Here is a 21,727-nt window from a genome sequence, read left to right as displayed (position 1 = left end):
TTCACACCACCTTTGGAACGATCTTGGCTGCCAGCAGACGGCTGTAAAGCAGATGCGCCACCACGCTGTTGAGGCCGATTTTCAGGATATTAAACGGTATTGTTGCCAATATGATAAATCCGTTGAGGTTCTGGATAGCCGGGTTCACGGCCGCCACCATTGTAATCACCTGGTCAAGAGGCAGGTTCATTGCCTGTGCATAAAGGGGAAGGGTAATAAACGCGTTGGTAAAGCAGGCAAATGCCGTTCTGATCGGAATGCTTACCGCCAGGGCCTCAATTGCAGCCCTCTTACCTGCTCCCCTCTTTTTGTATACAAACCAGAGCGGCCCCACAAACAGGATAATTCCCATCAGGTTCGCGAACTCGCCCACATACATGGTGTTCGTTCCAACCGTGATTAACTTGATCAAGATCTTTATCACTTCCACACACACGCCGGACATCGGTCCCATCAGGAATACGGCCACGATAGACGGTACATCGCTGAAATCCACCTTGTAGAACGGCGGCATAAGCGGTACGGAAAACTCAAGCGACATCAGCACACCTGCCAGCGCCGCCAGCATACCCGTGTAAATCAGTTTCTGGACACTCCATTTTGAATTTGTTTTTGTTCTCATACTTCATTTCTCCTTTCGGTTATGTCGGTCTTGCAAATTTCTTAAATTCTCCGAAAAAGAGTCTGCCGTCATGATAGAATAAAAAATCCCAAATCGCGGGGATCTGGGATTAAAATTTCATCATATCAGACAACATCACACCGCGTTTTGAGTATATCAAAATAACGATGTATCTAATTGACTCTAATTTCTTCTCTCATCCAGACTATACTGTCGGTTTTGGATTTCCACCAAATCAACCGTTTAAAACGGGTCGCGGACTGTGACCGCCGGTAGGGACTTGCACCCTGCCCCGAAGAACTTATTCAACTTGTGATTTAAAAATAGCACAGATTACTATTATTGTCAATAGGGAGTTGAGGGTGTGCGGAAAACCTGTTTATTCTTAGTCCGTTTTGAAATGCTGAAGTTTATGGCTCTGCGCGGTAATTGGTGACTAAGTCAATGAAATATTTAATATGGTCCGAAAGGTAAAGCTCTTTGTCCCAGATCAGGTATATTTTCTGGATTACCGGGCCTTCTGATGAATAAAGCGGGAAAAAATTAATGTTTTTCTGTGTGAAATCACTGGTCGCCATCAGCGCTGATTTCGTTATAAAACTTACAGCCTGGTTCTGGATGCATATTGATGAAGTAATTCTGGAAAACGCGCTGGTCATGTAGATGTTTGGAGTCAGTCCCGCCTCTGCGAAACATCTCTCTATCTGCGGCCCCATACTGTTGGAAAGCATACAAAACGACAGTTTTGAAAAATCACTGACGTAGGCCTCTGTTTGTGATTTTCTCTTTAATGCTTCCGCTTCATTTGGATAATGCAGTTTTAACAATTCCTCCGGTACACACATAAGAATCGGATCATCTGCCAGGTAACGGAAATTCAGGCGGCTGTCCACATTGGAAGAATACGTAATTGCCAAATCCAAATCTCCCGTATAAATCATAGATGCCAGCTTTGAAGATAATGCACTGTTTGTATGAATCTCAACATTAGGGTAACGTTTTACAAATTCAGGGATGATTCTCGGAATACAGCTTTCAATTTCCAGAAGACTTGCCCCAAAACGGATTACCCCTTTCTCCCGTTTACAAATTTCTGAAATCCTGTCATTTAAATGATCCTGTTCTTTTAAAACTAAATTGGCAAACTCCAGCACGGCTTCTCCTGCCGGTGTAAAAGCCAGTACCGGTTTTCTTTTTAGAAGTTCCACACCATAGTGTTCTTCAAGCCGCTGTATATGGTTACTCAACGTTTGCTGCGACAGATACAGACGTTTTGCCGTACGGGTAATATGCAGATCTTTTGCTAATTCGGAAAAATAATACAGGCTTTGTATATCCATTGTCGGTCACCTTGCACAAAGTAATTTTGTTATGTTTAAAAAAAGACTGTTTGCATAAATTATATCCATATTCTACAATGAATTCATCATAATAACAAGGAAATCATGCATGATGCCCTATATGTAAATTTTGGTGTATAACGATTCACTCCGTGCCATGTAACACGCCTCGCGGAATACTGCCTGTGAACTGTGATTCTGGCGTTGCTGATATGGAGTGAACTGTAGCATTTGATGAGCAGTACAACAAATTTGTACGAAAGAAAGGGTGTGTTTTCTATGTCAGAAGTTTTAAATGATCTGGTTATTTTTGGTGTGTTTATGTTCATTGCCTTTTTTATCCGTGAGCGGATTAAAATATTCCAGAAACTCTACTTTTCAACTGCTATGCTGGCCGGTATCCTGGCGCTGATTTTGGGAAGTAATGTTCTGGGGCTTGTCCTTTCACCGGAAACATTTTCATCTTATGCCGGCGTGCTTGTCCGTCTTGTAATGTCTTCTATGGTATTTGGCGTACTTGTCAGTGTAGAAAAACTCCGTTCTGTCGCCGACTTTTTATGCATTGAAACAGGCGCCTTTGGATTCCAGTTAGCGTTAAGTGTTGGTGTCGGCATGATACTGTGTCTGTTTTGGCCCTCACTTCCACAAGGTTGGGGGTATATGGCCCTCACTGCTTTCTATGGGGGACACGGTGCGGCCGCCAATGCCGGGAGTATTCTTCAGTCCCTTACCGGAAATGCCGACTATACGACCTATGGCGCTATCCTATCTTCATTCGGCCTCCTCATCGCTGTGTTAGTCGGTATGGTCATCGTAAACATTGGAATACGAAAAGGTTATGGCACCTATGTAAAAGCGCTGGATAAGACAAAAGATCAAAGTGATGTACTTGGCGGAGTTCTAAGGGAAGAAAAGCGTGTCGTCCTTGGAAAGAGCATCGTTACCAGTTTGAGTATTAACGCCATTACTCTCCAATTCATTATGATACTGTCAGGCATGTTTCTCGGTGAGCGTCTTTTTGCAGCAATTGGCAGGTTTATTCCGTTTTTTGCAACGCTCAGTATTCAGGCTTGTGATGTATTTGGCTGCGTTATATTATTCTATCTTATGCGGGCCGTTAAACTGGATTCCTATATCGACAGAAAAACCGTTACGCAAATCAATGGCTTAGTTCTGGATCTTGTTGTATTTGGAGCTTTGGCTACTTTAAATGTAAAAGTTTTATTAGATAATTTTATACCGCTTCTCACGATTACGATTATTGTTTGTGCCGCCACGATAGCTTTTCTCTATTTTACCTGCAGGAATCTTTGTAATGGGGAATGGTTCGAAAAAACAGTTTTCTTTATCGGACAGATGACCGGAACCAATGCGACCGGATTTGCCCTTGTCCGTACCCTGGATCCGGATTCCCAGTCGATTGTATGGGAAGCCCAGGCTATTGTTGCCGGTGTCGGCCTCTATTTCGATTTGGCATATACTCTGGCCCCACAGTTTATCGCATCAGGCAACTTAACCGGCACTATTGGTATCGGTATTCTCATGTTTGCTGTGGGCATCGGACTGGCCTGGATTATTCGCAGAAAAAGAACAAATTAAACTGATATTATGCAGAGGATGATGATAGTATGAGTAAAAAAGAATTTAATTACTACTGTTTTAAAGGATCGTATCGTGAAGTGGGAATCCAATACGGAGAAGCCATGAAAGATGATTTAAAAATGTGGAATTCGCGGCAGTTGGAAAATCTATCAGAAAAATTCAGTCTCACAAAAGAAAACGTTTACCATCGGGTCAATACGTATTTGCCAATTATTAAAAAGTATGCTCCCGAACATATTGTACAGCTTAGGGGAATGGCGTATGGTTCGGGCCTTTCACTGGAAGATGCCTTACTTTTTCAGGTTTATGGGGAAATTACGTATGAGGGCAGCAATCCTTTACCTGAATGCACTGTATTTTCTATCTCTTCTGATTACGCCGGGAATGGTAAGCACTATGCGGGCCAAAACTGCGATATGAACGCCGCTTATGCGGAAAAATGCAGTGTTGTTACGTTTGCTGTGGAAAATAAACCGCGAATTACATACCTTTTGCCGATTGGATATTTAAGTTATCATGGACTAAACAGTGAAGGTATTTCCTGCGATCACAATGCACTTTTTGGTTCTCCATGGAGATTCGGTTTACCGCGTTTCTTTACCTCACGGCTCGCTCTTGAAAGCCATACCATGGAAGAACTGAGAGAAACGCTTGCCCGGATTACGCCCTCGGCATCACGGCACTCTTTTTTTGCAGATCGTTATGGAAACATGACATCCTATGAATTTGACGCAACGCATTGCGGTATCTACACACAGAAAGACGGTTATTTTGTTCATACAAACCATTACCAGTCTCAAAAAATGCAGTCGTTTCAAAGGATGACTCCCGAGGAACTACATAACTCTGAAGTCCGTCATGATCAGATGCAGCAATTAATCGAACGCAAAAAGGGAGTTATAACCGAACTGGAAATTATGGATATGCTTAGAAACCATGATAATGGAAAAGACAGCATCTGCGTTCATGACTTTGACGGTGTTTCTACATTTGCATCCATCATCAGCTGTCTGGATGAAGGAAAAATTCTGATTGCAAAAGGGAACCCCTGCTGCTCGGAATATAAAGCCTATCCTGTATAAAATTATTGAAAAACGAGAGGGACTCTTCCTAAATTTATCATTGCCAATCAATAACATAGACTGATACGCAACAGATGCATCAAAACAGCCTGAGCGTATCAGTCTTTCATTTATTTCTCTTCTCTCCCGCTCCGATTCACAGGATATCCGTTTCCCTGGAGGTCGGTGGTCAGTTCGTTTAAATGGCCGCACTCGTCAGTTCTCATTTCCCGGTCTGTGGTTCCGGCTTCGTATGCTCCCCTGGGGATTGTGTTGATTGTTTCTTTGTCTCTTGGTTTCTGCATAAATTACCTCCATTTTTTGCATTCATATTAAAAATAGTATAACCGGCCGCGGCGCGGATTATGATGGAGGCTTATTCCATATGCATTTTTCCGTTATGAAAATTTTAATATAAAGATAGAAGGGATTTACTTTTTTTATGATTTTCCGTCTCTCTGCCTTCCTTTACTGTACATTTTTTTGGTTCTTTATCGGTTAAGACAAATTATGTATATCAGTTTAAATTTTGTTTATTTACCGTATCTGTAATATGACATATAGTCAGATCAGCTAAACCAATTGCCCGAGAGGCTAAATTATCAAGGAGGAAATCACAATGAAAAAGCATTACCCAACCATCATCCTGACGGCCCTGGCACTGACGCTGGGACTGTCGGCCAGTGCCGCGGCCGCGGGGCCCGGCTCTACGGCGCCCGATGATCTGAACGCCTATCTTCTGGCCCACACCACGGTCAGCGACGGCGGCCGTTCGCTGCCAATCGATCGCAGCGAGGTCAATGAACATGCCATTACAGGTTATTACACCTACACATTTCAGGAGGGAAAAACAGCCGGGCGTTCATTTAAGCTCTATGCCGGCCGTCATGCGGCGCTGCGCTCCTATATTACCGTGATCGCCGTTCCCGACGGAACCGCCGACACCTATGATTTTCTGGAAAAACAGGGATGGCTGAAACAGGCCGATACATACGGGGAACTTCTCTTCGTCCTGGAGCCGGAAAACGGAAGCTGGAAGACTCCGGACGACGAGGCCGCCTATCTGGACGCCTGCCTGGGCGAGAGCGTGGCAACACTGCCTTCGGTACCCGTGAAACAAGTTCCGGCGGCATCGTCCAGAGCGGAAGGATTCCGGTCAGCGACGGTACATCCTGCCCTGTCTTCACCGGACATTCCTGTAACTATTATGTCGGTTATGGCAAAGGCTGCGCTGTCCTCGAGTCCTGGACCGCCAATCATCCTCTCTATGTCATAAGTCAGGCGTTTATTGAAGGAACGGGGGTGGGGACGGAGTATCTGCAGCGCTCTGCGGCCCGGACCTACAACGGCATAAATACCGGCTCCTACTATCCCGGCTTTCAGGATTCCTCTTTCTCAGCCACCCTCAGGAAAATGCAGAAAGACGGAGTGGGCAGCGGCAAATTTATCTCAAACGCCGATATTCCGGTTCCCACGCTGTTTGCCGGATACAGTGACGAAGACACGAGTATTCCTTACTGGATCAGCGTAAATGATGCCGTGCCGGTGCCCGGTGAACAGGGTCTTTACCGTCAGAGCATCTCTTCCGATGCATGGCAGACGGCATATGCCAACCAAAATGCCGCGAACTGGGAGCCGGGAACTGCTTACGGCATTTCCAAAGTCCAGGTTACCCGGGACGGCAGCCTGACCGCCTCCCAAATCCGCGGTTTTCTGGCCGGATATACCAGATACACCAATCCCTTTGCCTACAGCAATAATCTGTCCTACCGCCTGGACTATTACAAAGCAACCGAGGCGGCCCGCATTTCCGCCGGGAAAGGTAAGACCGTCGCCTCCTATTCTTATCACAGTTATGATGGAAAGGAAGCAACTGTAGAACTCCGTGCCCTGGAATCAACACGGGTAGCCGCTCCCGGCTGCAGCACCGAAGGCACCGTCTATTCCTGTATTTCCGCTTTCGGAGATTATAATGACGATGGGGTAATGGATCCGAGGGAATCTCTTATCTATGTCCCCGATACAGCCAAAAATTCCGGCCCGGACGGAGCTCCCGTCGTAGTTGTTTTCCCCGGAAGCACACAGGCTGCATCCACCTTTATGGATTGTTCCGGCTGGTGGGCCGTGGCGAACGATGAGGGTTGTGTAGTCATTATTGTAGGACAGTTCTGCCGTAACAGCGCCGCCAGTCTCACTTACGGCGAAGAAGGAGACAGCGCCAATTTTGCCCGCTCAAGCCTTGTTCTGCTGGATCGCGTAATCAGCCGGGACGCGGGCGTTACACCGGACTTCACCCGTGTGTATGGCAGCGGCCACTCCCTCGGCAGCAATACCATACAAACACTTTGCAATAATACGGAGGCCTACTATTTTGCAGCCGTTGCCTCCACTTCCTTCCCCAACCCGCAGTTTACCGCCGCACAGATGCCCTGCTGTCTTATCGTCGGACAGTCAGACATCAGTGAACCGCTGCCCGACCCAAGAGCCAGGGATCTTGTAAAAAATCCATGGGACACCTCGGCCGACAGCGCCATCTACAACTGGGTGACGGGAGCCCAGGCCATGAACGGACTGACCGCATCGTTCCTGCCCAATAATCATGCCAGCTTTCTGGCTGCCTGCTCCAGCTTTCAGGAAAGCGGACGGTATTACACCTATACCTGGAATAATAAAAATGACATTCCGGTAGTCCGTTTTACCCGCACCCTGGCCCGCGAACATAACTGCTACCCGGAAGAATTCCGGCTGGCCTGGGATTTCCTCAAACACTACCGCCTGAATCCGGACGGCGCCCGCGCCTACAGCGCATCCGCCTTTGAAGCGGATGACTCCGTGTTCATCGTTAAGTAAAATATCATTACCGGGCACGGAATGAACCGTAACAACATGCAGCTTCGGAATATCAATGCCATTTCATCCGGCATTGATGTTCCGGAGCTTTTTTATATCATAGGAAAGTTCCGGACCCGAATTTAAATCCGCTTTAAATCGAATTCAAATTGAATTTAAAAATTTAGGAATAACAAGGATACCGCAGGCCGGCGCAAGGAATACTATCAGGAGACACTCATTCATTCCACCTCAAAACCCACTTCAGGAGGTTAAAAAATGGAAACAGATATGACAATGAAAAATGATACCATCAGCCTTGCCGGCCACTGTGACGCCGGATGCAAGATGGCGATCGACAGCATGGAACAAATCAGCCGTTATGTGACCGATGAGAACCTGAGAACCGTTATAAACTCCAGTAAAAACAGGCACCAAGATTTGGAGCAGGAAGCTTCCGGCCTGCTGAACAAGTACGGCAGAAATGAAAAGGAGCCTGCAAAGATGGCCTCTGCTTTTTCCTGGATCAGCACAGAGATGAAAATGATGTTTAAGGATGACAACAACCAGATCGCCAAAATCATGATGAACGGCTGCAATATGGGAATCCAGTCCATCAGCGGGGATATTAACAAGTATTCTAATGCCTCGGGCGAAAGTGTATCTCTGGCTAAAAAAATCGTCAAAGCAGAGGAAAACTTTATGAAGGATCTGGAACGTTTTCTCTAAAACGGTTTGAACGTGCCGCCCTTTTTTGAAAAAAAGTGATATATATTATCTGTATGAAGTGAATATATAATAGTTAAGAACATACAGAGACAGCAGGTCATTATGCAAATATATATAGTAAAAGAGGGCGACACAATCGATGCCATCGCAGGCGCTGCCGGTATGGATCCGCTGCGTCTGGCTTTTGAAAATCAAATTGACGCTCCGTACCGTCTTGCTGTGGGACAGTCACTTCTTGTTACCGGCGGCGGTAAAAACGGTGAAGAGAGCCGGCTGGAGGGAATTCAGATCCGTAATGAACAGACTGGCCCCGTAATCATGAACGGATATGCCTATCCCTGGATAGAGGAAGCGGTGCTGACCGAAACCTGCCGGTTTCTGACCAGCATTTCTATATTTTCCTACGGTTTTACAGAGTCCGGGGAACTGATTCCGCCTTCCGGAGAGGGGGAGGAGGATGTGATACAGGAGGCCAAACGGCAAAATGTAATTCCGGTGCTGGTTTTGACCCCTCTGGGAGCAGACGGCCGTTTTAACAACAATCTCGTTTCCATCCTTGTGGGCAGTCTGGAAATCCAGCAGAAGCTCATAAGGGAACTCTGGTCCGTGGTCCAGGAAAAGGGGTACGGCGAGGTTGATGTGGATTTTGAATATGTGCTGGCCGAAGACAGGGAATTATTCGCCGACTTCGTGCGGCGTCTGAGAATCATTATGAACCTCTTCGGCATCCGGGTGACCGTTGCCCTGGCGCCGAAAACCTCCCGGGACCAAAGGGGGCTATTGTATGAGGGAATTGACTATAAAGCGCTGGGAGAGGCAGCCAACGGCGTTTTGCTGATGACCTATGAATGGGGGTATACCTACGGGCCTCCAATGGCCGTTGCCCCGATCAATATGGTACGCCGCGTTGTGGAATACGCCCTGACTGAAATTCCTGCCGAAAAAATCAGCCTTGGGATTCCCAACTACGGTTATGACTGGCCCATTCCCTACGAGCAGGGGGTGACGAGGGCGATAAGTATCGGTTACACCGAGGCAATCCGGCTGGCCGTCGATCACGGCGTGCGGATTTACTTTGATGAAACCGCGCAGTCACCGCATTTCCGTTACTGGCAGTATGGAATCCAGCATGAGGTATGGTTTGAGGATGTCAGGAGTATGCATGCGAAGTTCGGACTGATAAAAGAGTTCGGGCTGGCGGGAACCGGATACTGGCAGTTGATGAGACTGTTCCGTGCCAACTGGCTCCTGGCCGATCATGAATTTTTAATCCAAAAGGGAAGGTCTGTTATTTAGAATCATTTTGTGATAGAATGGCATTATTTCAGAACCGGCAGGGGCACTGTCCACAGGAAATACCGTGAGGTGTTTTCGCGCGGGATGCGCACGGGAATCACGAGTTACACGGCGCAAAACGGCTTTTTTGCCTTTCTGTGCAGATCATACCGGTACAAAGGAGAAAATATGGAATATACATTGTATCAGCTTCTCTGGTTCTTCCTCATCTATGCGGCCGCAGGATGGTGCGCCGGAGTCGCATTTTTTGCCGTGCGCAAAAGACGTTTTATCAATACGGGATTTTTAAATGCTCCCTGGTGTCCCATCTATGGTCTGGGCGCCGTGGTATTTTCAATTTTTCTGCAGGAGTTGAAGGGAAATCTCTTCTTTCTGTTCCTGGGAGGAATGATTCTGTCCGCTTTCCTGACGTTCATTACCGGATTCATCCTGGAACGCCTGATACACAGGCGCTGGTGGGATTTCACCAAACAGCGGCTGCAGTTTGAGGGTTACATAAATCTGCCGTACATGGCTGTCTGCGGCCTGGCTGCCGTGGTTTGTATCCATTTTACAAATCCCCTGGCGGTGAGGCTGCTGGAACTGATACCGGCATTCATTGGGAAAATAACGCTAATCGGTTTGTACTGTCTGCTGGCGATCGATCTTTCTGTTTCCCTGGCCGCCGCATGGCGCATGAGAACCAGCCTGAAGGAACTGGAACAGGTGGCTGAGGAATTGAGGCGCGTCTCAAATTCGTTCGGCAATGCAATTACATCCAGAATTGAACGTAGGATGGTGCGGGCCTACCCTAACCTGAGGGAACAGGCGGCCGAAAGGGCAGTGGCTGATCTGGCCGCGGTTCAGGCCGGCGCGGCGGATTCCGTTTTTGCAAAGGGCTGCTGTTTTTACAAGCTGACCGGGCTGTTTTTTCTCGGAGCATTCCTGGGAGATATCACGGAAACGATTTTCTGTTACGCCACCACCGGAGTCTTAATGAGCCGGAGCAGCGTCGTTTACGGGCCCTTCAGCATTGTGTGGGGGCTCGGCTGTGCCATGCTCACCGCATTCCTGTATAAATATAAGGATCGAAGCGACCGGTATATCTTTCTCGCAGGCACGGTCCTCGGCGGCGCCTATGAATATATCTGCAGCGTGTTCACCGAGCTGGTTTTCGGCACCGTTTTCTGGGACTACAGCGCCATTCCGTTTAACCTGGGCGGGCGTATCAACCTATTATACTGCTTTTTCTGGGGCATTGCCGCCGTCGTATGGCTGAAGGGGCTTTATCCCATTCTTTCCGCACTGATAGAGAAGATTCCCAAAAAGGCAGGAACCGCCGGAACCTGGATTCTGATCGTATTCATGGCGGTTAATATCACCCTGTCGGGGCTTTCGCTGGCCAGGTACTCGGAGCGGCAGACAAACCCGGCCGCGGAGCAAAACGCGGTCACCCTGTTTCTGGACGTACACTTTCCCGACAGCCGGATGGAACGGATTTATCCGAATGCGAAGCTGGTGGACTAGGTTTTAGCCGAATGTCTCTGTACGAAGCGTTGCGATATCAGACCTGGAGTTCCGCAATGGAATACAGCGCCGCTTTTCCGGCTAATTTTACCCGTTTCCCATCCAGACGGCAGTACAGAATACCTCCCCGCTTTGAGGCCTGAACGGCTGTAATCCGCTCTTTTTTCAGCCGTTTTGCCCAATAGGGGACGATGTGGCAATGGCCGGAACCGCAGACCGCGTCCTCCGCCACGCCGCACTTTGGTGCAAAGGAACGGGAAACACAGTCTCCATCCGTCCCCCTGGCTGTGGCGTGAAGGAGCAGGCCGTCCAGCGATTTTACTTTTTCCTGATCTGGGTTCAGTGCCCTGATTATTTCCTCGTTTTCAAAAATACAAAGCAAATCGCGCCCCATGTAGGCCTCCGAGGGTACGGCCCCAATCGCACCGGCCATCTCTTCCGTCACAGGCACCGGTGTCAGTTCATACGCCGGAAAGTCCATCTCATAAAGGCCGTCCCTTTTCTCAACAATCAACTCCCCGCTCAGCGTTTTAAATGTGATCTGTCCCGCTTCCGTTTCATAGTAGTTGAAAAGAACGAACGCACAGGCTAATGTCGCATGTCCGCAAAGGTCAATCTCACCGCCGGGAGTAAACCAGCGCAGTCGATATGTTTCACCTTCTTTTACCGCAAATGCGGTCTCGGAAAAATTATTCTCTATCGCTATGTTCATCATCAGTTCTTCTGAAATCCACGCGTCCAGGATACAAATAGCCGCCGGGTTTCCGTGAAACACCTGATCGGTAAAAGCGTCTGCCACATACTGTTTCATTTTGTAAATCCTCCCTTTATTAATCTCTATTGAAAAACTGCTCTTTCATGCGGATTGAACCGTCCTCTCATTGACCGTCCACCCTTTGCAGACATCCACCCAGCCCGCCGCGTGGGAATGCGTTTCCAGCTCCGCCAGATCCAGTTGAATCGTAGCGGTATCGATTCCCCCTGCGGTATGGACGGTGGAAAACCGTTTTAAGGAGATATCCAGATAGATCTCCACTCCCTCATTGACAGCAAAGGGACACACCGCCCCGGGCCGGTGTCCAATCAGCTCCTCTACCCGTTCACGGGGAACCATACCGGGTTTTTGATGAAAATACTGCTTAAACTTGGAACTGTTTACTCTTGTGTCTCCGGCCGTAACTATCATCACCGGCTTCCCGTCCACAAGAAAAGTAATGGCCTTGGCTATCTCAGCCTGAGTACAGCCAATGGTCTCGGCCGCATGTTCCACGGTATCTCCCGTCTGCGTGCGGACCGTAATGCGATCCGCCAGGCCCGCCTGTTCAAAATAGGTTTTTACGTTTTGATATGACATGTACTTTCTCCTCATTGTAATTTGCTCTTGCCTCTGATTTGCTCTTAGTATATACTTCAGATATACATAAGTAAAACGAATATTTCTAATGATTACTTTAGAGAAAGTGAAGTAAAAACATGAACCGATATATTGCCTTACAGAAAATCGTGGAGCTGGGCAGTTTTGCCAAAGCCGCCGACGCCCTGGGTTATACCCAGTCGGCCGTCAGCCAGATGATTTCCTCCCTGGAAAATGAACTTCAGATTAAACTGGTAAACCGGTTCCGGACAGGAACGAAACTTACCATTGAGGGCGAGGAACTTTATCCCTACATCGAGCAGCTTGTTTATCAGTATTTTTCCATGCAGGAGAAAACGAAAGAGATTAAGGGGCTGGAGACCGGAGTCATACGCATGGGAACGATCGCCAGCATCTCGGCCCACTGGCTCCCCGTACTGTTTAAAGAATTCCAGGCGCAGTATCCCGGCGTTGAATTTATTATCCACCAGGGCGACTACACCTCCATCCAGGACTGGATTAAAGCAGGGGCTATCGACTTTGGCTTTATCAACCCTAACGCTGCGAGCGGGATTAAAACTCTGGTCCTGAAAGAAGGAAATATGCCTGCCGTATTGCCGGAACATCATCCCCTTGCCGAAAGAGACGTCATTCCTTTAGAGCTGCTGTCTTCCGAGCCGTTCATTCTGCTGGAAGAGGGTCATTATTATGAGCCTTTAGAGGCATTTAAAGCCATCGGCTGCAAACCGAATATTAAATACACGATCCACGATGACTACTCGATCATGACGATGATTGAGGCGGGATTAGGGGTCAGTATCCTGGCGGAGCTGATTTTGCACCGTACAAATTACCGCCTTGCGTTACGTCCGACCGATCCGCCGGTTACCCGCACGATCGCCATCGGATACAAGGATAAGGCAGGCCTGCCCATGGCCGCCAGACGCTTTATTGAGCACCTTCAGCTTCATATTGCGGAACTTCCGTAATAAGCTGTGTAATAGCTTCTCTAATAATTCACGTAATAAAAGATAACAGCAGACAACTGAGGAAACATTAAAAACTGGGAGCCCGGGAAGTTTTTCTATCTCAAAAAAGAAGCAGCGCATATTTTACGCTGCTCAGCTTGTCGACAAACTATACTTTCCTTATATCAGGAGTTTGAGGGTGTAACCCTCATTTCAAATCACGTAGGTGGAATTCAGTTCCGCCGTAGTGCTGAACTGCCGATTTCTAGGGGCTTTAGCCCTTGCGCGAGGAAATCGGCAGTTCTTCCTCCTGTGACTAGAATTTATGGCGTTATGCCATAAATTCTACAGAGTGGCGACTTTGTCGACACTCTGAGCAGCGCATATTTTACGCTGCTTCTTTTCTCATCATTTAGTACGTATCCAGCGGAGGTTTCACAGAATCGGGAAGCGGGCAGGTATATTTTCCTCCGTTTCTCTTCCTTACCTCTGCTTTGGCGGCTTCAATTACGTCCGGCCGCTCCATGGTTCTGACCGATGCAAGGGCCATCACCTTGGCCGCGGTCAGCAGGCCTTTATGGGCCAGCGGGCTGCAGGACTGGGCCGTCATCTGCCATGTGTGGCCCACATTGCCCACGCAGCAGGTAGCGATATTGATATTCAGTGTCGGAACCGCGTAGCCTACGTCGCCTACATCGGTGGAGCCTGCCTCCAGCCTGATCTTTGACGGATCGAAGGAATGGATTTCACTGTCCAAAGGTTTTTCAAGGATTTCCTCCACCCGGTCGTCGCCGTACCGTGCGGCGATTTCGTTCCGGATCATCACCTGCGTCTGCTCATTATAAGTTTCAAGGAACTGTCTTGCCAGACGGTAATCTTCATCCGTCCACTTGGGAGCCCCTATCTCCTTCATACATTCATCCGCCACACCGGCCAGGGCAATATTGGGAATATACTCGGTAAATGCCATTGCCAGTTCGCTTTCCACCGTCGTTCCGGTCATCATGGCCGCTCCCTTTGCGACATTGACAACGCGCTCATAAAGCTCCTTGACCTGGGAAACGTACGGCGCCCTCACCTCGTAGCGCACGGTTGCATGATCCTGAACCACGTTCGGGGCCGTACCGCCCGCATCAATATAGGCATAATGGATTCTGGCTTCTGGTATTACGTGTTCCCTCAGATAATTGCAGCCCACGCTCATAAGCTCCACACTGTCCAGGGCGCTTCTTCCCAGATAAGGCGTTGCCCCTGCATGGGAACTGAGGCCCTTGAAATAGAAATTGGCTCCCATAATTGCATTGCTGTGCATCGGATCCACCTGGTTGGCCGTAGCAGGATGCCATGTGTATACAAAATCCACATCATCAAACATCCCAGCCCTGGCCATGAACTGCTTGGAACCGGCTCCCTCCTCGGCCGGACAGCCAAAGTAAATCACGGTCCCGTCCTTCTTAAATTCTTCCAGGTATTTCTTCACTGCGATCGCCGCAGCCAGGGAACCTGTTCCCAGTGCGCAGTGGCCGCAGCCGTGTCCCGGAGCGCCTTCCTCTTCCTCTTTTTTCACCGGAACTCCCGCCTCCTGGCTCAATCCCGAAAGTGCATCGTACTCTCCCAAAATTCCGACAACCGGCTTTCCCGTACCAAAGGAAAATGTGCCTGTAAAACAGGTAGGGATTCCTGCTAACCCCGTTTCCACAGAGAATCCCGACTCTTTTAAGAGACTGCAAAGCAGCTCCGCCGATCGGTTTTCCTGAAACGGCAGCTCGGCAAATTTCCAAATCCGGTCATTGGCCTCCAGAATCCGTTTTTTTTCTTCCTCCACCGTTTTTTCAATGTACTCAATATCCGTCATGCTTGATTCCTCCTTCACTCATCCGGTTTTCATTCCTTCATTCTACAGTACTTTTCCGAGGAATTCAATGGTTCTGGGATTCTTTGCATTTCCGAATATTTCTTCCGGTGTTCCCTGCTCCTGGATGGTCCCGTTATCGATAAAAAACACCCGGTCGCTGACCTCTTTTGCGAATCCCATCTCATGGGTGACAATCACAATCGTCATTCCCGACCCGGTCAGGGTTTTGATAACATTTAAAACTTCTTTCACCATCTCCGGATCCAGGGCCGAAGTCGGTTCGTCAAACAACATCACTTCCGGTTCCATCGCCAGCGCACGCACGATGGCCAGCCTCTGCTTCTGGCCGCCGGAGAGCTTGCCAGGATAAACGTCCTTTTTATCCAAAAGGCCGACACGCTCCAGAAGATCGCACGCTTTTTTCTCCGCCTCGGCCTTCGGAACCTTTTTCTCGAGCACCGGGGTGAGGGTAATGTTGTCAATCACCTTCAGGTGGGGGAATACGTTGAAACTCTGAAACACCATCCCCATTTTCTGACGGTACTTATCGATGTTGACGGACGGGTCCGTGATATCGGTTCCTCTGAATGTCACCCTGCCCGACGTCGGTTCCTCCAGGCAGTTGAGGCACCGCAGAAACGTGCTCTTTCCTCCGCCGCTGGGGCCGATTACGGAGACCACTTCCCCCTCGTAAATACATTCCGTAATTCCTTTCAGCACTTCCAGAGTCCCAAAGGATTTTTTCAGATTCTCCACACAGATAACAGGCACGGCACCGGCCGTAACGCCTGCTCTCTCTTCACATAAACTGCCGCAATCTCTACCGCTCATTCCGGTTCATCCTCCATTCCGCATATTCCATGATTTTTCCCAAAACGGTTGTCACCATCAGATAAATAATTCCCGCTATCATCAACGCCTCCACAGGACGGAAGGTCGCCGACGATATGGTTTTATACGATGTGGTGAGTTCGTTGATAAAAAATACGGAGGCGAGTGACGCCTGCTTAATCATGGTGATGAACTCATTGCCCAGGGCGGGCAGAATATTTTTCACGGCCTGAGGCAGGATAATCTGCGTCATGGTGTGGCCGGCCGTCATGCCGAGGCTTCTTGCAGCCTCGGTCTGGCCTTTATCCACCGCCTGGATCCCCGCCCTGATTACCTCGGCCACATAGGAACTGGCATTGACAATAAGGGCGATGATGATGCAGGCGGTATCCGATATTTCCAACGGAAGCGCCCTGGGTAAAAATATCCAGAAGAAATACAGTTGAAGCAGTATCGGAGTGCCTCTCAGCACCCAGATATAAAATCGCACAAACCACTGAAACGGCCTGATGCGTGTCAGCCGCATAACGGCCAGAATTGTTCCAATCAATGTGCCGCACAATACCGTGATTGCGGCCAGGCACAGGGTGCCGGCAAGACCCTGTATATAGACAAAGCCGTACCGTTCCCACATTTTTATCATTGTCTCTATCATATCCGAAGTCCTCCCGCCTTAATTCCGGCCCTGTTACAGGCCCAGACTCCGGGCATATTCCTTGTACTCTTCATACCACCTGGAATATACGCCTTCCTCAACGACTCCGTCTATGATTTCATTTACCTTATTCAGAAGCTCCGTCTCACCTTTTGTAATCCCGATCCGCGTTCCCTGCGTGGACTCATCCACGGTAAACGCAAAATCCGGCACTATGGTCATGTCACAGCCGCTGTTGGCATCGATATAAAGCTGCGCTGTGGTGATTGAGGTGATGACGGCGTCTGCTTTTCCTTCCTGTACCATCAGGAAACCGTCCGTGGTAGCCGAAACGCGTTTCAGTTCCCTGTAAGCCGGAACCTGTTCGCCTGCAAACATCTCCTGCAGGGAACCGCTCTGGACGACAATCGTCTTGTCGGCCAAATCGTCCGCATTTCTGATTTGATCCAGATTTTCTGTGCGCACCATGAGGCCGTACTCTATCTTCTCATCATCGAAATAGTATCCGTTGGAAAGCTCCATTGCCTCTGCTCTGGCGGGAGTGTAAGCGAGGGCCGAAATGGCCATGTCATATTTGCCTTCCGTGATACCGCTGAGTACGGATTCAAAATCCAGAGGGACAATACGGCACTCGACTCCCAGTTTATCCGCGATATACCTGGCGAGTTCAATATCGGCGCCGACGTACTTGTCGTTCCCCTGCTTGGAAGGATCGATGAACTCATTCGGCGCAAAATACGGTTCTGTTGCAACTTCGATGTAACCGCGCTCTAAAATGTCGGCGAGGCGGCTGCCGGATGCAGAATCTGAATGGGCTGCTTTAGAGCTTTCTGAACCGGATACGGGCGATGACGACTCGTCTGTATCATGATGCAGAGAACTCTCCTCACTTGCTACTGTCGGCGCCTGACCAATCATGGAACAGCCACTGAGCATTGTCGTGGACAGTAAAGCGGCGGCTACGGAAGCGGCCAGCTTTTTCACTTGATTCTTTCTCATGTTTCCTTCCTCCTATCTTAATATTTTAGCCTCTGGTGCTTATTTCAGATGAAGCTCCCGCCGGTTTGAAATGATTCCAGCGTTCGCTTTAGTCTGCTACCATGCTAATTCATGAAATTATATCCGGCGAATTGTCGGATGTCAAGTATTTTTTACTGTACAAAAATACGGTTTTCGTTTGTATACATTGATTTTACAAGGAAAAAAGGTGCTGATTTTTTTCAAAATGCACTTTCCTTTAAACAAAAAAGAGTCCGGCTTGCCGGACTCTCACGCCGAGCGCGGCCGCATAGCGGCATATTACATCTTCGCGCGAGTGCGCATCCTGCCCGGATTCTCCGCCTGGGCACGTTTTTGCGGCATAATTTCCTCAGCCACCATGCGATCCGGCCTGGCCTCAGCAAATCGCCGAGGCCAGGCCGGATGGTTATCAATATTTGGTTGTATGCCTGTTCGTCGTTCCGTTTACATTACAAAATGTCCCGTTTCATTCAAAGCCCTGCTGATTTCCTGTTTCATGACAAAAAAATCCAGCGGTTTTGCCAGATGGCTCGTCATTCCTGCCGCTTTCGCCGCTCTGACATCCTCCGCAAACGCATCGGCCGTCATTGCCAGAATCGGCACCGAGGCTGCGTCCCTGCGTCCACTGTTTCTGAGACTGCGGATTATGCGGGCTGCCTCGTATCCATTCATAACCGGCATATGGATGTCCGTCAGGATCAGGTCATAATGATATTCTGCCGCTTTTCTGAAACATTCCACCCCTTCATTACCGTCCCTGGCGGTGTCCACCTCTGCCCCCATGCCGAGCAGCAGTTCCCTTGCAATCTCCAGATTCAGTTCATTATCTTCAATCAATAAAAAATGTTTTCCACAAAACTCCGGATGAACGTTCCTGTTTTCCTCAGATTGACCGTGTTTTTCCGCAAATTGTATAGATTTTTTTATTCCGTTGTCCACTGCTTTGCCCATCGCCTCAATCAGGCTGTTCTCTCTGTCTGCCGCAATAAAACCGTTCCCCGGCACATTCAGATCAAGAATTACGGCAACCGAGGTTCCCTGTCCCGGCGTGCTCTGTACTTCAATTCTGCCTTCCATCAGTTCCACCAGTTTACCTGCCATGGACATTCCGATACCGCAGCCTCCGGTCCTGTCAATTCTTCCATCCTGTTCCCTCTCAAAAGTGAGGAACAGATTTTCCATAAATTCTTTTCCGATTCCCGTTCCCGTATCTGAAACGCAAAACCGGAACCTGGCAAGCTGCTCCCTGCCTGGCTCCGGTTCCGTCACCTCCACCCGAATCACTCCACCCTCCGGAGTAAATTTAATGGCGTTGGATATCAGGTTCGTCATGACCTGACTCAGTCTCAGAAAATCAAATTCTGCAATTTCGTGGTTAAGCCCCCGGCAATCCATAATCAGCGTTTGGTTTTTGACGGCCGCTGCCGGCTCCATCATTCCTTCCAGACACCCCATGAATTCCCTGATGGAAAATACTTCTTTTTTCAGCGCCAGACTCTTTCGCTCCATGTTTGACATTTCCAGCACATCGCTTACAAAGCCGGCCAACACCTTTCCGGAGCGCTCCATTTTTTCAAGGCAGTCCAGGACACGGACGTGATCCTCCAGATTGGCGGCAGCCAGCCTGGTCATTCCCAGAATTGCATTTAACGGCGTACGCATATCGTGAGACATGGTGGACAAGAAACGCCTTTTAGCCAATTCGGCTTCCCGCCTTGCCCTGTACGCCGCTCTCTCTCTTTTTGCCAGTTCTCTTCTGTTCCATCTTCTTCCGCCGTAATGCTCGTGTTTCACAATGTTTTCTTCCCCTTCTATGTAGTTCCTGATATTCCCCGATCCCCATTCGGGTGCTGATACGATTCTATGTTACGATTCACAGTCCCGCTGAAGAACGCAGGTCTGCAAACAGCAACATGCTTCGCGATGCACAGAAACGGCAAAGTACCGTTTCGTGCTGCCACCCTCGGGTTTTCTGTGACTTTTGCTTTGCTGCACTCACAAAAAACACCTCGCAGGATTGCGGCTGTGAATAGTATCTATTCTATTCATAAAAAGTGAAAACATTCCAAAAATTATTTTTCCTTAACTATTTTCTAATACGGCGTCTCCTGTCATAGATAAACCTGAGGCAGGCTGCCGCCACCAGAAAAGATATCACCGTGCTGATAATTATAAAAATCAGGCTTCCAAAAAATGTTGGGAACGCACCAAAACATGCGGTCAGAATGATCGAGGTGAGATTGGCGCTAATATGAAACCAGACGGCTGGGAAAAGTCCGTCAAAGTGTTCATACACCAGAGCCAGCAGGATTCCCAATGCAAACGCATAAACCATCTGAACCAGATTTCCGTGATAAAGGCCGAAAATCAAAGCCGACACAACCGCGGCGGGAATAATCCCCATTGCAGACCGCAGACGGCCGTAGCACAATCCTCTGAAAATCAGCTCTTCCACAACAGGTGCCGCAAGTCCGGTGGACAATATCTGAAGCACAATGGACACGCTGTAAATATCCTCATTGATCTCATCAAAACCCTCGGACATATGTACAATACCGGTTAATTCCATCAGGTTGTTTAAAAATATACAGGAAGCAAAGGCAAGTATGAAAACCAGAGCCGCCCCGCGCCCCATATCGATTCTCACGCGCCAGGACGGACCATAATCTCTTCGTCTCACCTGCTCTCTTCTTCCGTAAACGTAGAAAAGAAACACCGAGCTTATCACCGCCGCCAGAGTGACCACCCACATTACGTTGAGAAATCCACCCATAAAAAAGGCGATTACCGCGGTCACCGCCGTATAGAACAAAATCGGCCAAATCACCTGCCAAATCATTGAAATCACTCCAAAATTTCTTCTTACCATTATTGTACTCCTTTGTAACAGATTTGCTTCCGGTTTCACGCTTACCTTCTTTGGTGCGTTTTCCCTCCTGCCCCGGCATTACGTTCTATTGTAACATGGCGTTCCCCGAAAGTCTATTTACACGGATTTGAATTCTTTTTTTCTATGGATGATGCTGTCACATATTTTGTAGAATACAACGGCAAGCAGAATTCCCATCATATTAGCCAGATATCGGTTCAGAACGGCTCCCGACGCCCCATATATACCGGCTGCCACGGCAAGGGCGCCAAAGGAGTTAAACACAGTCTGCCAGCCGTATGTTGCAGAAAAACCGACGCAGATACCGCCGATAATCCCCAGTAGCCCATATCCTTCCTCCGGAACTATCAGGCAAATGAGCAGAAAGAGAATTCCTCCCACAATCGTTCCCGGAACCCTGTGTCTTACCCTCATTTTTAAATCCTCGGCAAACGGCTGCAGCACCGACATGGCCGCAAATCCGGCCCACATTGGTCTTGAAAGTCCGATAAGCCGGGCCAGAAACATCACAAGGGCGACTCCCACCGCCATTTTAAACTGCCATCTGGTCCTGGCGGAGTGCAGGCGGAACTCATGGAAGAGGTCTCCAATCCGCCTCTTGTACGTAATCTTGCGGTGATTGCGGTAGAAAATCAGCGCGGTCAGCAGACCTCCCGCCGCCAGTCCTAAAAAGCGCATACCATACGCTTCCCCGGTCACATCATTACCCGATAAAAGCAGGTAGCCCAGGACAAATGTTGCATGGTTCGACATCAGAACATTATGGCAGCCAAAAAAGGTAAGAGCCAAAATACAGACAAAGTCAACAATCAGTGCTGCAAACGGAGACGACGTTGCCGATATATGAGGTCCAACCGCAAGAATTCCAAAGATTCCGAGGAGTACAAAAAAGCTCTGTTTCGTGTCGATCCCCAAATCCGCCTGCCTGAATACCATGACGGCCAGCAGTACCGCCACTCCCGCTATGCTGTTCTCAGAACCGAAAAGCTTAGAATAGATAGAGATAAACGCTACACAAAATACCAGCGTTAAAAACACCTTGAAAATGTAGGTAGCAATGTGGCGCCGTTTCTCCCTGCCGTCTTTTGAATTTCTGATGAGCGCTTTCGAACCGGCCTGGTTTAACTGTAATTCCTGATAAAATGTCAAATATGACACCTTCCTTTCTG

General features: G+C 48.7%; 20 protein-coding genes and 1 riboswitch. Of the genes, 8 read left to right on the top strand and 12 right to left on the bottom strand.

Going from position 1 to position 21,727, the window contains the following annotated elements; all coding sequences use genetic code 11:
- Position 1: 1 nt before the first annotated feature.
- Both V3C10_02645 and V3C10_02640 read right to left on the bottom strand, forming a co-directional pair.
- Positions 2 to 622 carry an ECF transporter S component gene (locus V3C10_02645; GenBank protein ID WVP62736.1) on the bottom strand — a complete coding sequence of 207 codons (621 nt, stop codon included), beginning with the start codon at positions 620 to 622 and terminating at the stop codon, positions 2 to 4.
- Positions 623 to 806: 184 nt separating this feature from the next.
- Positions 807 to 926: riboswitch (FMN riboswitch) on the bottom strand.
- Positions 927 to 1,032: 106 nt separating this feature from the next.
- The gene (locus tag V3C10_02640; protein ID WVP62735.1) at positions 1,033 to 1,962 is read right to left on the bottom strand and encodes a LysR family transcriptional regulator; all 930 of its coding nucleotides are present in this window, start codon (positions 1,960 to 1,962) and stop codon (positions 1,033 to 1,035) included.
- Between the two features lie 279 nt (positions 1,963 to 2,241).
- Between V3C10_02640 and V3C10_02635 the strand changes: the two genes are divergently transcribed.
- Complete coding sequence (locus tag V3C10_02635; GenBank protein WVP62734.1) at positions 2,242 to 3,561, top strand: sodium:glutamate symporter; 1,320 nt, start codon at positions 2,242 to 2,244, stop codon at positions 3,559 to 3,561.
- Positions 3,562 to 3,590: 29 nt separating this feature from the next.
- Positions 3,591 to 4,646, top strand: a complete 1,056-nt coding sequence (locus V3C10_02630) for a C45 family peptidase (GenBank protein ID WVP62733.1) — start codon at positions 3,591 to 3,593, stop codon at positions 4,644 to 4,646.
- 110 nt (positions 4,647 to 4,756) lie between these two features.
- Here the strand turns inward: V3C10_02630 and V3C10_02625 are convergent, their stop codons facing one another.
- On the bottom strand, positions 4,757 to 4,930 hold the full coding sequence (locus tag V3C10_02625; GenBank protein WVP62732.1) for a hypothetical protein: 174 nt from the start codon (positions 4,928 to 4,930) through the stop codon (positions 4,757 to 4,759).
- Positions 4,931 to 5,244: 314 nt separating this feature from the next.
- On the opposite strand from V3C10_02625, the gene V3C10_02620 reads away from it, so the two are divergent.
- From V3C10_02620 to V3C10_02600, 5 genes are all read left to right on the top strand, one after another.
- Positions 5,245 to 5,901 carry a hypothetical protein gene (locus tag V3C10_02620; protein ID WVP62731.1) on the top strand — a complete coding sequence of 219 codons (657 nt, stop codon included), beginning with the start codon at positions 5,245 to 5,247 and terminating at the stop codon, positions 5,899 to 5,901.
- A 26-nt stretch (positions 5,902 to 5,927) separates the two neighbouring features.
- Positions 5,928 to 7,475 carry a hypothetical protein gene (locus V3C10_02615; GenBank protein WVP62730.1) on the top strand — a complete coding sequence of 516 codons (1,548 nt, stop codon included), beginning with the start codon at positions 5,928 to 5,930 and terminating at the stop codon, positions 7,473 to 7,475.
- A 258-nt stretch (positions 7,476 to 7,733) separates the two neighbouring features.
- Positions 7,734 to 8,183, top strand: coding sequence for a hypothetical protein (locus V3C10_02610; protein WVP62729.1), 450 nt, complete (start codon positions 7,734 to 7,736; stop codon positions 8,181 to 8,183).
- A 102-nt stretch (positions 8,184 to 8,285) separates the two neighbouring features.
- Entirely contained in the window at positions 8,286 to 9,479 is a 1,194-nt protein-coding gene (locus V3C10_02605; GenBank protein WVP62728.1) for a glycosyl hydrolase family 18 protein, read from the top strand.
- 168 nt (positions 9,480 to 9,647) lie between these two features.
- Positions 9,648 to 10,985: a putative ABC transporter permease gene (locus tag V3C10_02600; protein WVP62727.1), complete on the top strand. Its 1,338-nt coding sequence runs from the start codon at positions 9,648 to 9,650 to the stop codon at positions 10,983 to 10,985.
- Positions 10,986 to 11,022: 37 nt separating this feature from the next.
- Here V3C10_02600 and V3C10_02595 read toward each other — a convergent pair whose 3' ends face one another.
- Positions 11,023 to 11,796, bottom strand: coding sequence for a PhzF family phenazine biosynthesis protein (locus V3C10_02595; GenBank protein WVP62726.1), 774 nt, complete (start codon positions 11,794 to 11,796; stop codon positions 11,023 to 11,025).
- Between the two features lie 45 nt (positions 11,797 to 11,841).
- Entirely contained in the window at positions 11,842 to 12,339 is a 498-nt protein-coding gene (locus tag V3C10_02590) for a YbaK/EbsC family protein (protein WVP62725.1), read from the bottom strand.
- A 119-nt stretch (positions 12,340 to 12,458) separates the two neighbouring features.
- Between V3C10_02590 and V3C10_02585 the strand changes: the two genes are divergently transcribed.
- Positions 12,459 to 13,328, top strand: coding sequence for a LysR family transcriptional regulator (locus V3C10_02585; GenBank protein ID WVP62724.1), 870 nt, complete (start codon positions 12,459 to 12,461; stop codon positions 13,326 to 13,328).
- A gap of 391 nt (positions 13,329 to 13,719) precedes the next feature.
- On the opposite strand, the gene V3C10_02580 is transcribed toward V3C10_02585, so the two are convergent.
- The 7 genes from V3C10_02580 to V3C10_02550 all read right to left on the bottom strand — a co-directional run bounded on the left by V3C10_02580 (position 13,720) and on the right by V3C10_02550 (position 21,707).
- Positions 13,720 to 15,162 carry an amidohydrolase gene (locus tag V3C10_02580; protein ID WVP62723.1) on the bottom strand — a complete coding sequence of 481 codons (1,443 nt, stop codon included), beginning with the start codon at positions 15,160 to 15,162 and terminating at the stop codon, positions 13,720 to 13,722.
- A 42-nt stretch (positions 15,163 to 15,204) separates the two neighbouring features.
- Positions 15,205 to 15,993: an amino acid ABC transporter ATP-binding protein gene (locus V3C10_02575; GenBank protein ID WVP62722.1), complete on the bottom strand. Its 789-nt coding sequence runs from the start codon at positions 15,991 to 15,993 to the stop codon at positions 15,205 to 15,207.
- Positions 15,983 to 16,648, bottom strand: a complete 666-nt coding sequence (locus V3C10_02570; GenBank protein ID WVP62721.1) for an amino acid ABC transporter permease — start codon at positions 16,646 to 16,648, stop codon at positions 15,983 to 15,985. Before V3C10_02570 ends, V3C10_02575 begins: the two co-directional genes overlap by 11 nt.
- Positions 16,649 to 16,681: 33 nt before the next feature.
- Entirely contained in the window at positions 16,682 to 17,647 is a 966-nt protein-coding gene (locus tag V3C10_02565) for a transporter substrate-binding domain-containing protein (protein ID WVP62720.1), read from the bottom strand.
- A 465-nt stretch (positions 17,648 to 18,112) separates the two neighbouring features.
- Positions 18,113 to 19,462: an ATP-binding protein gene (locus V3C10_02560; protein ID WVP62719.1), complete on the bottom strand. Its 1,350-nt coding sequence runs from the start codon at positions 19,460 to 19,462 to the stop codon at positions 18,113 to 18,115.
- A 292-nt stretch (positions 19,463 to 19,754) separates the two neighbouring features.
- Positions 19,755 to 20,537, bottom strand: a complete 783-nt coding sequence (locus V3C10_02555) for a type II CAAX endopeptidase family protein (protein WVP62718.1) — start codon at positions 20,535 to 20,537, stop codon at positions 19,755 to 19,757.
- 117 nt (positions 20,538 to 20,654) lie between these two features.
- Positions 20,655 to 21,707, bottom strand: a complete 1,053-nt coding sequence (locus tag V3C10_02550; protein WVP62717.1) for an FUSC family protein — start codon at positions 21,705 to 21,707, stop codon at positions 20,655 to 20,657.
- Positions 21,708 to 21,727: the final 20 nt, after the last annotated feature.

It is taken from the genome of [Clostridium] symbiosum (assembly GCA_036419695.1).
GTDB classification, from domain to species: domain Bacteria; phylum Bacillota; class Clostridia; order Lachnospirales; family Lachnospiraceae; genus Otoolea; species Otoolea symbiosa_A.
This window is presented reverse-complemented; position numbering and strand designations above follow the sequence as displayed.

Bases quoted from the DNA above. Each gene is read 5' to 3' on its own strand.
- V3C10_02590 (WVP62725.1), bottom strand. From the start codon at position 12,339: ATGTCATATCAAAACGTAAAAACCTATTTTGAACAGGCGGGCCTGGCG.
- V3C10_02595 (WVP62726.1), bottom strand. From the start codon at position 11,796: ATGAAACAGTATGTGGCAGACGCTTTTACCGATCAGGTGTTTCACGGA.
- V3C10_02555 (WVP62718.1), bottom strand. From the start codon at position 20,537: ATGGTAAGAAGAAATTTTGGAGTGATTTCAATGATTTGGCAGGTGATT.
- V3C10_02600 (WVP62727.1), top strand. From the start codon at position 9,648: ATGGAATATACATTGTATCAGCTTCTCTGGTTCTTCCTCATCTATGCG.
- V3C10_02645 (WVP62736.1), bottom strand. From the start codon at position 622: ATGAGAACAAAAACAAATTCAAAATGGAGTGTCCAGAAACTGATTTAC.
- V3C10_02575 (WVP62722.1), bottom strand. From the start codon at position 15,993: ATGAGCGGTAGAGATTGCGGCAGTTTATGTGAAGAGAGAGCAGGCGTT.
- V3C10_02610 (WVP62729.1), top strand. From the start codon at position 7,734: ATGGAAACAGATATGACAATGAAAAATGATACCATCAGCCTTGCCGGC.
- V3C10_02620 (WVP62731.1), top strand. From the start codon at position 5,245: ATGAAAAAGCATTACCCAACCATCATCCTGACGGCCCTGGCACTGACG.
- V3C10_02580 (WVP62723.1), bottom strand. From the start codon at position 15,162: ATGACGGATATTGAGTACATTGAAAAAACGGTGGAGGAAGAAAAAAAA.
- V3C10_02635 (WVP62734.1), top strand. From the start codon at position 2,242: ATGTCAGAAGTTTTAAATGATCTGGTTATTTTTGGTGTGTTTATGTTC.
- V3C10_02605 (WVP62728.1), top strand. From the start codon at position 8,286: ATGCAAATATATATAGTAAAAGAGGGCGACACAATCGATGCCATCGCA.
- V3C10_02585 (WVP62724.1), top strand. From the start codon at position 12,459: ATGAACCGATATATTGCCTTACAGAAAATCGTGGAGCTGGGCAGTTTT.
- V3C10_02625 (WVP62732.1), bottom strand. From the start codon at position 4,930: ATGCAGAAACCAAGAGACAAAGAAACAATCAACACAATCCCCAGGGGA.
- V3C10_02565 (WVP62720.1), bottom strand. From the start codon at position 17,647: ATGAGAAAGAATCAAGTGAAAAAGCTGGCCGCTTCCGTAGCCGCCGCT.
- V3C10_02570 (WVP62721.1), bottom strand. From the start codon at position 16,648: ATGATAGAGACAATGATAAAAATGTGGGAACGGTACGGCTTTGTCTAT.
- V3C10_02630 (WVP62733.1), top strand. From the start codon at position 3,591: ATGAGTAAAAAAGAATTTAATTACTACTGTTTTAAAGGATCGTATCGT.
- V3C10_02640 (WVP62735.1), bottom strand. From the start codon at position 1,962: ATGGATATACAAAGCCTGTATTATTTTTCCGAATTAGCAAAAGATCTG.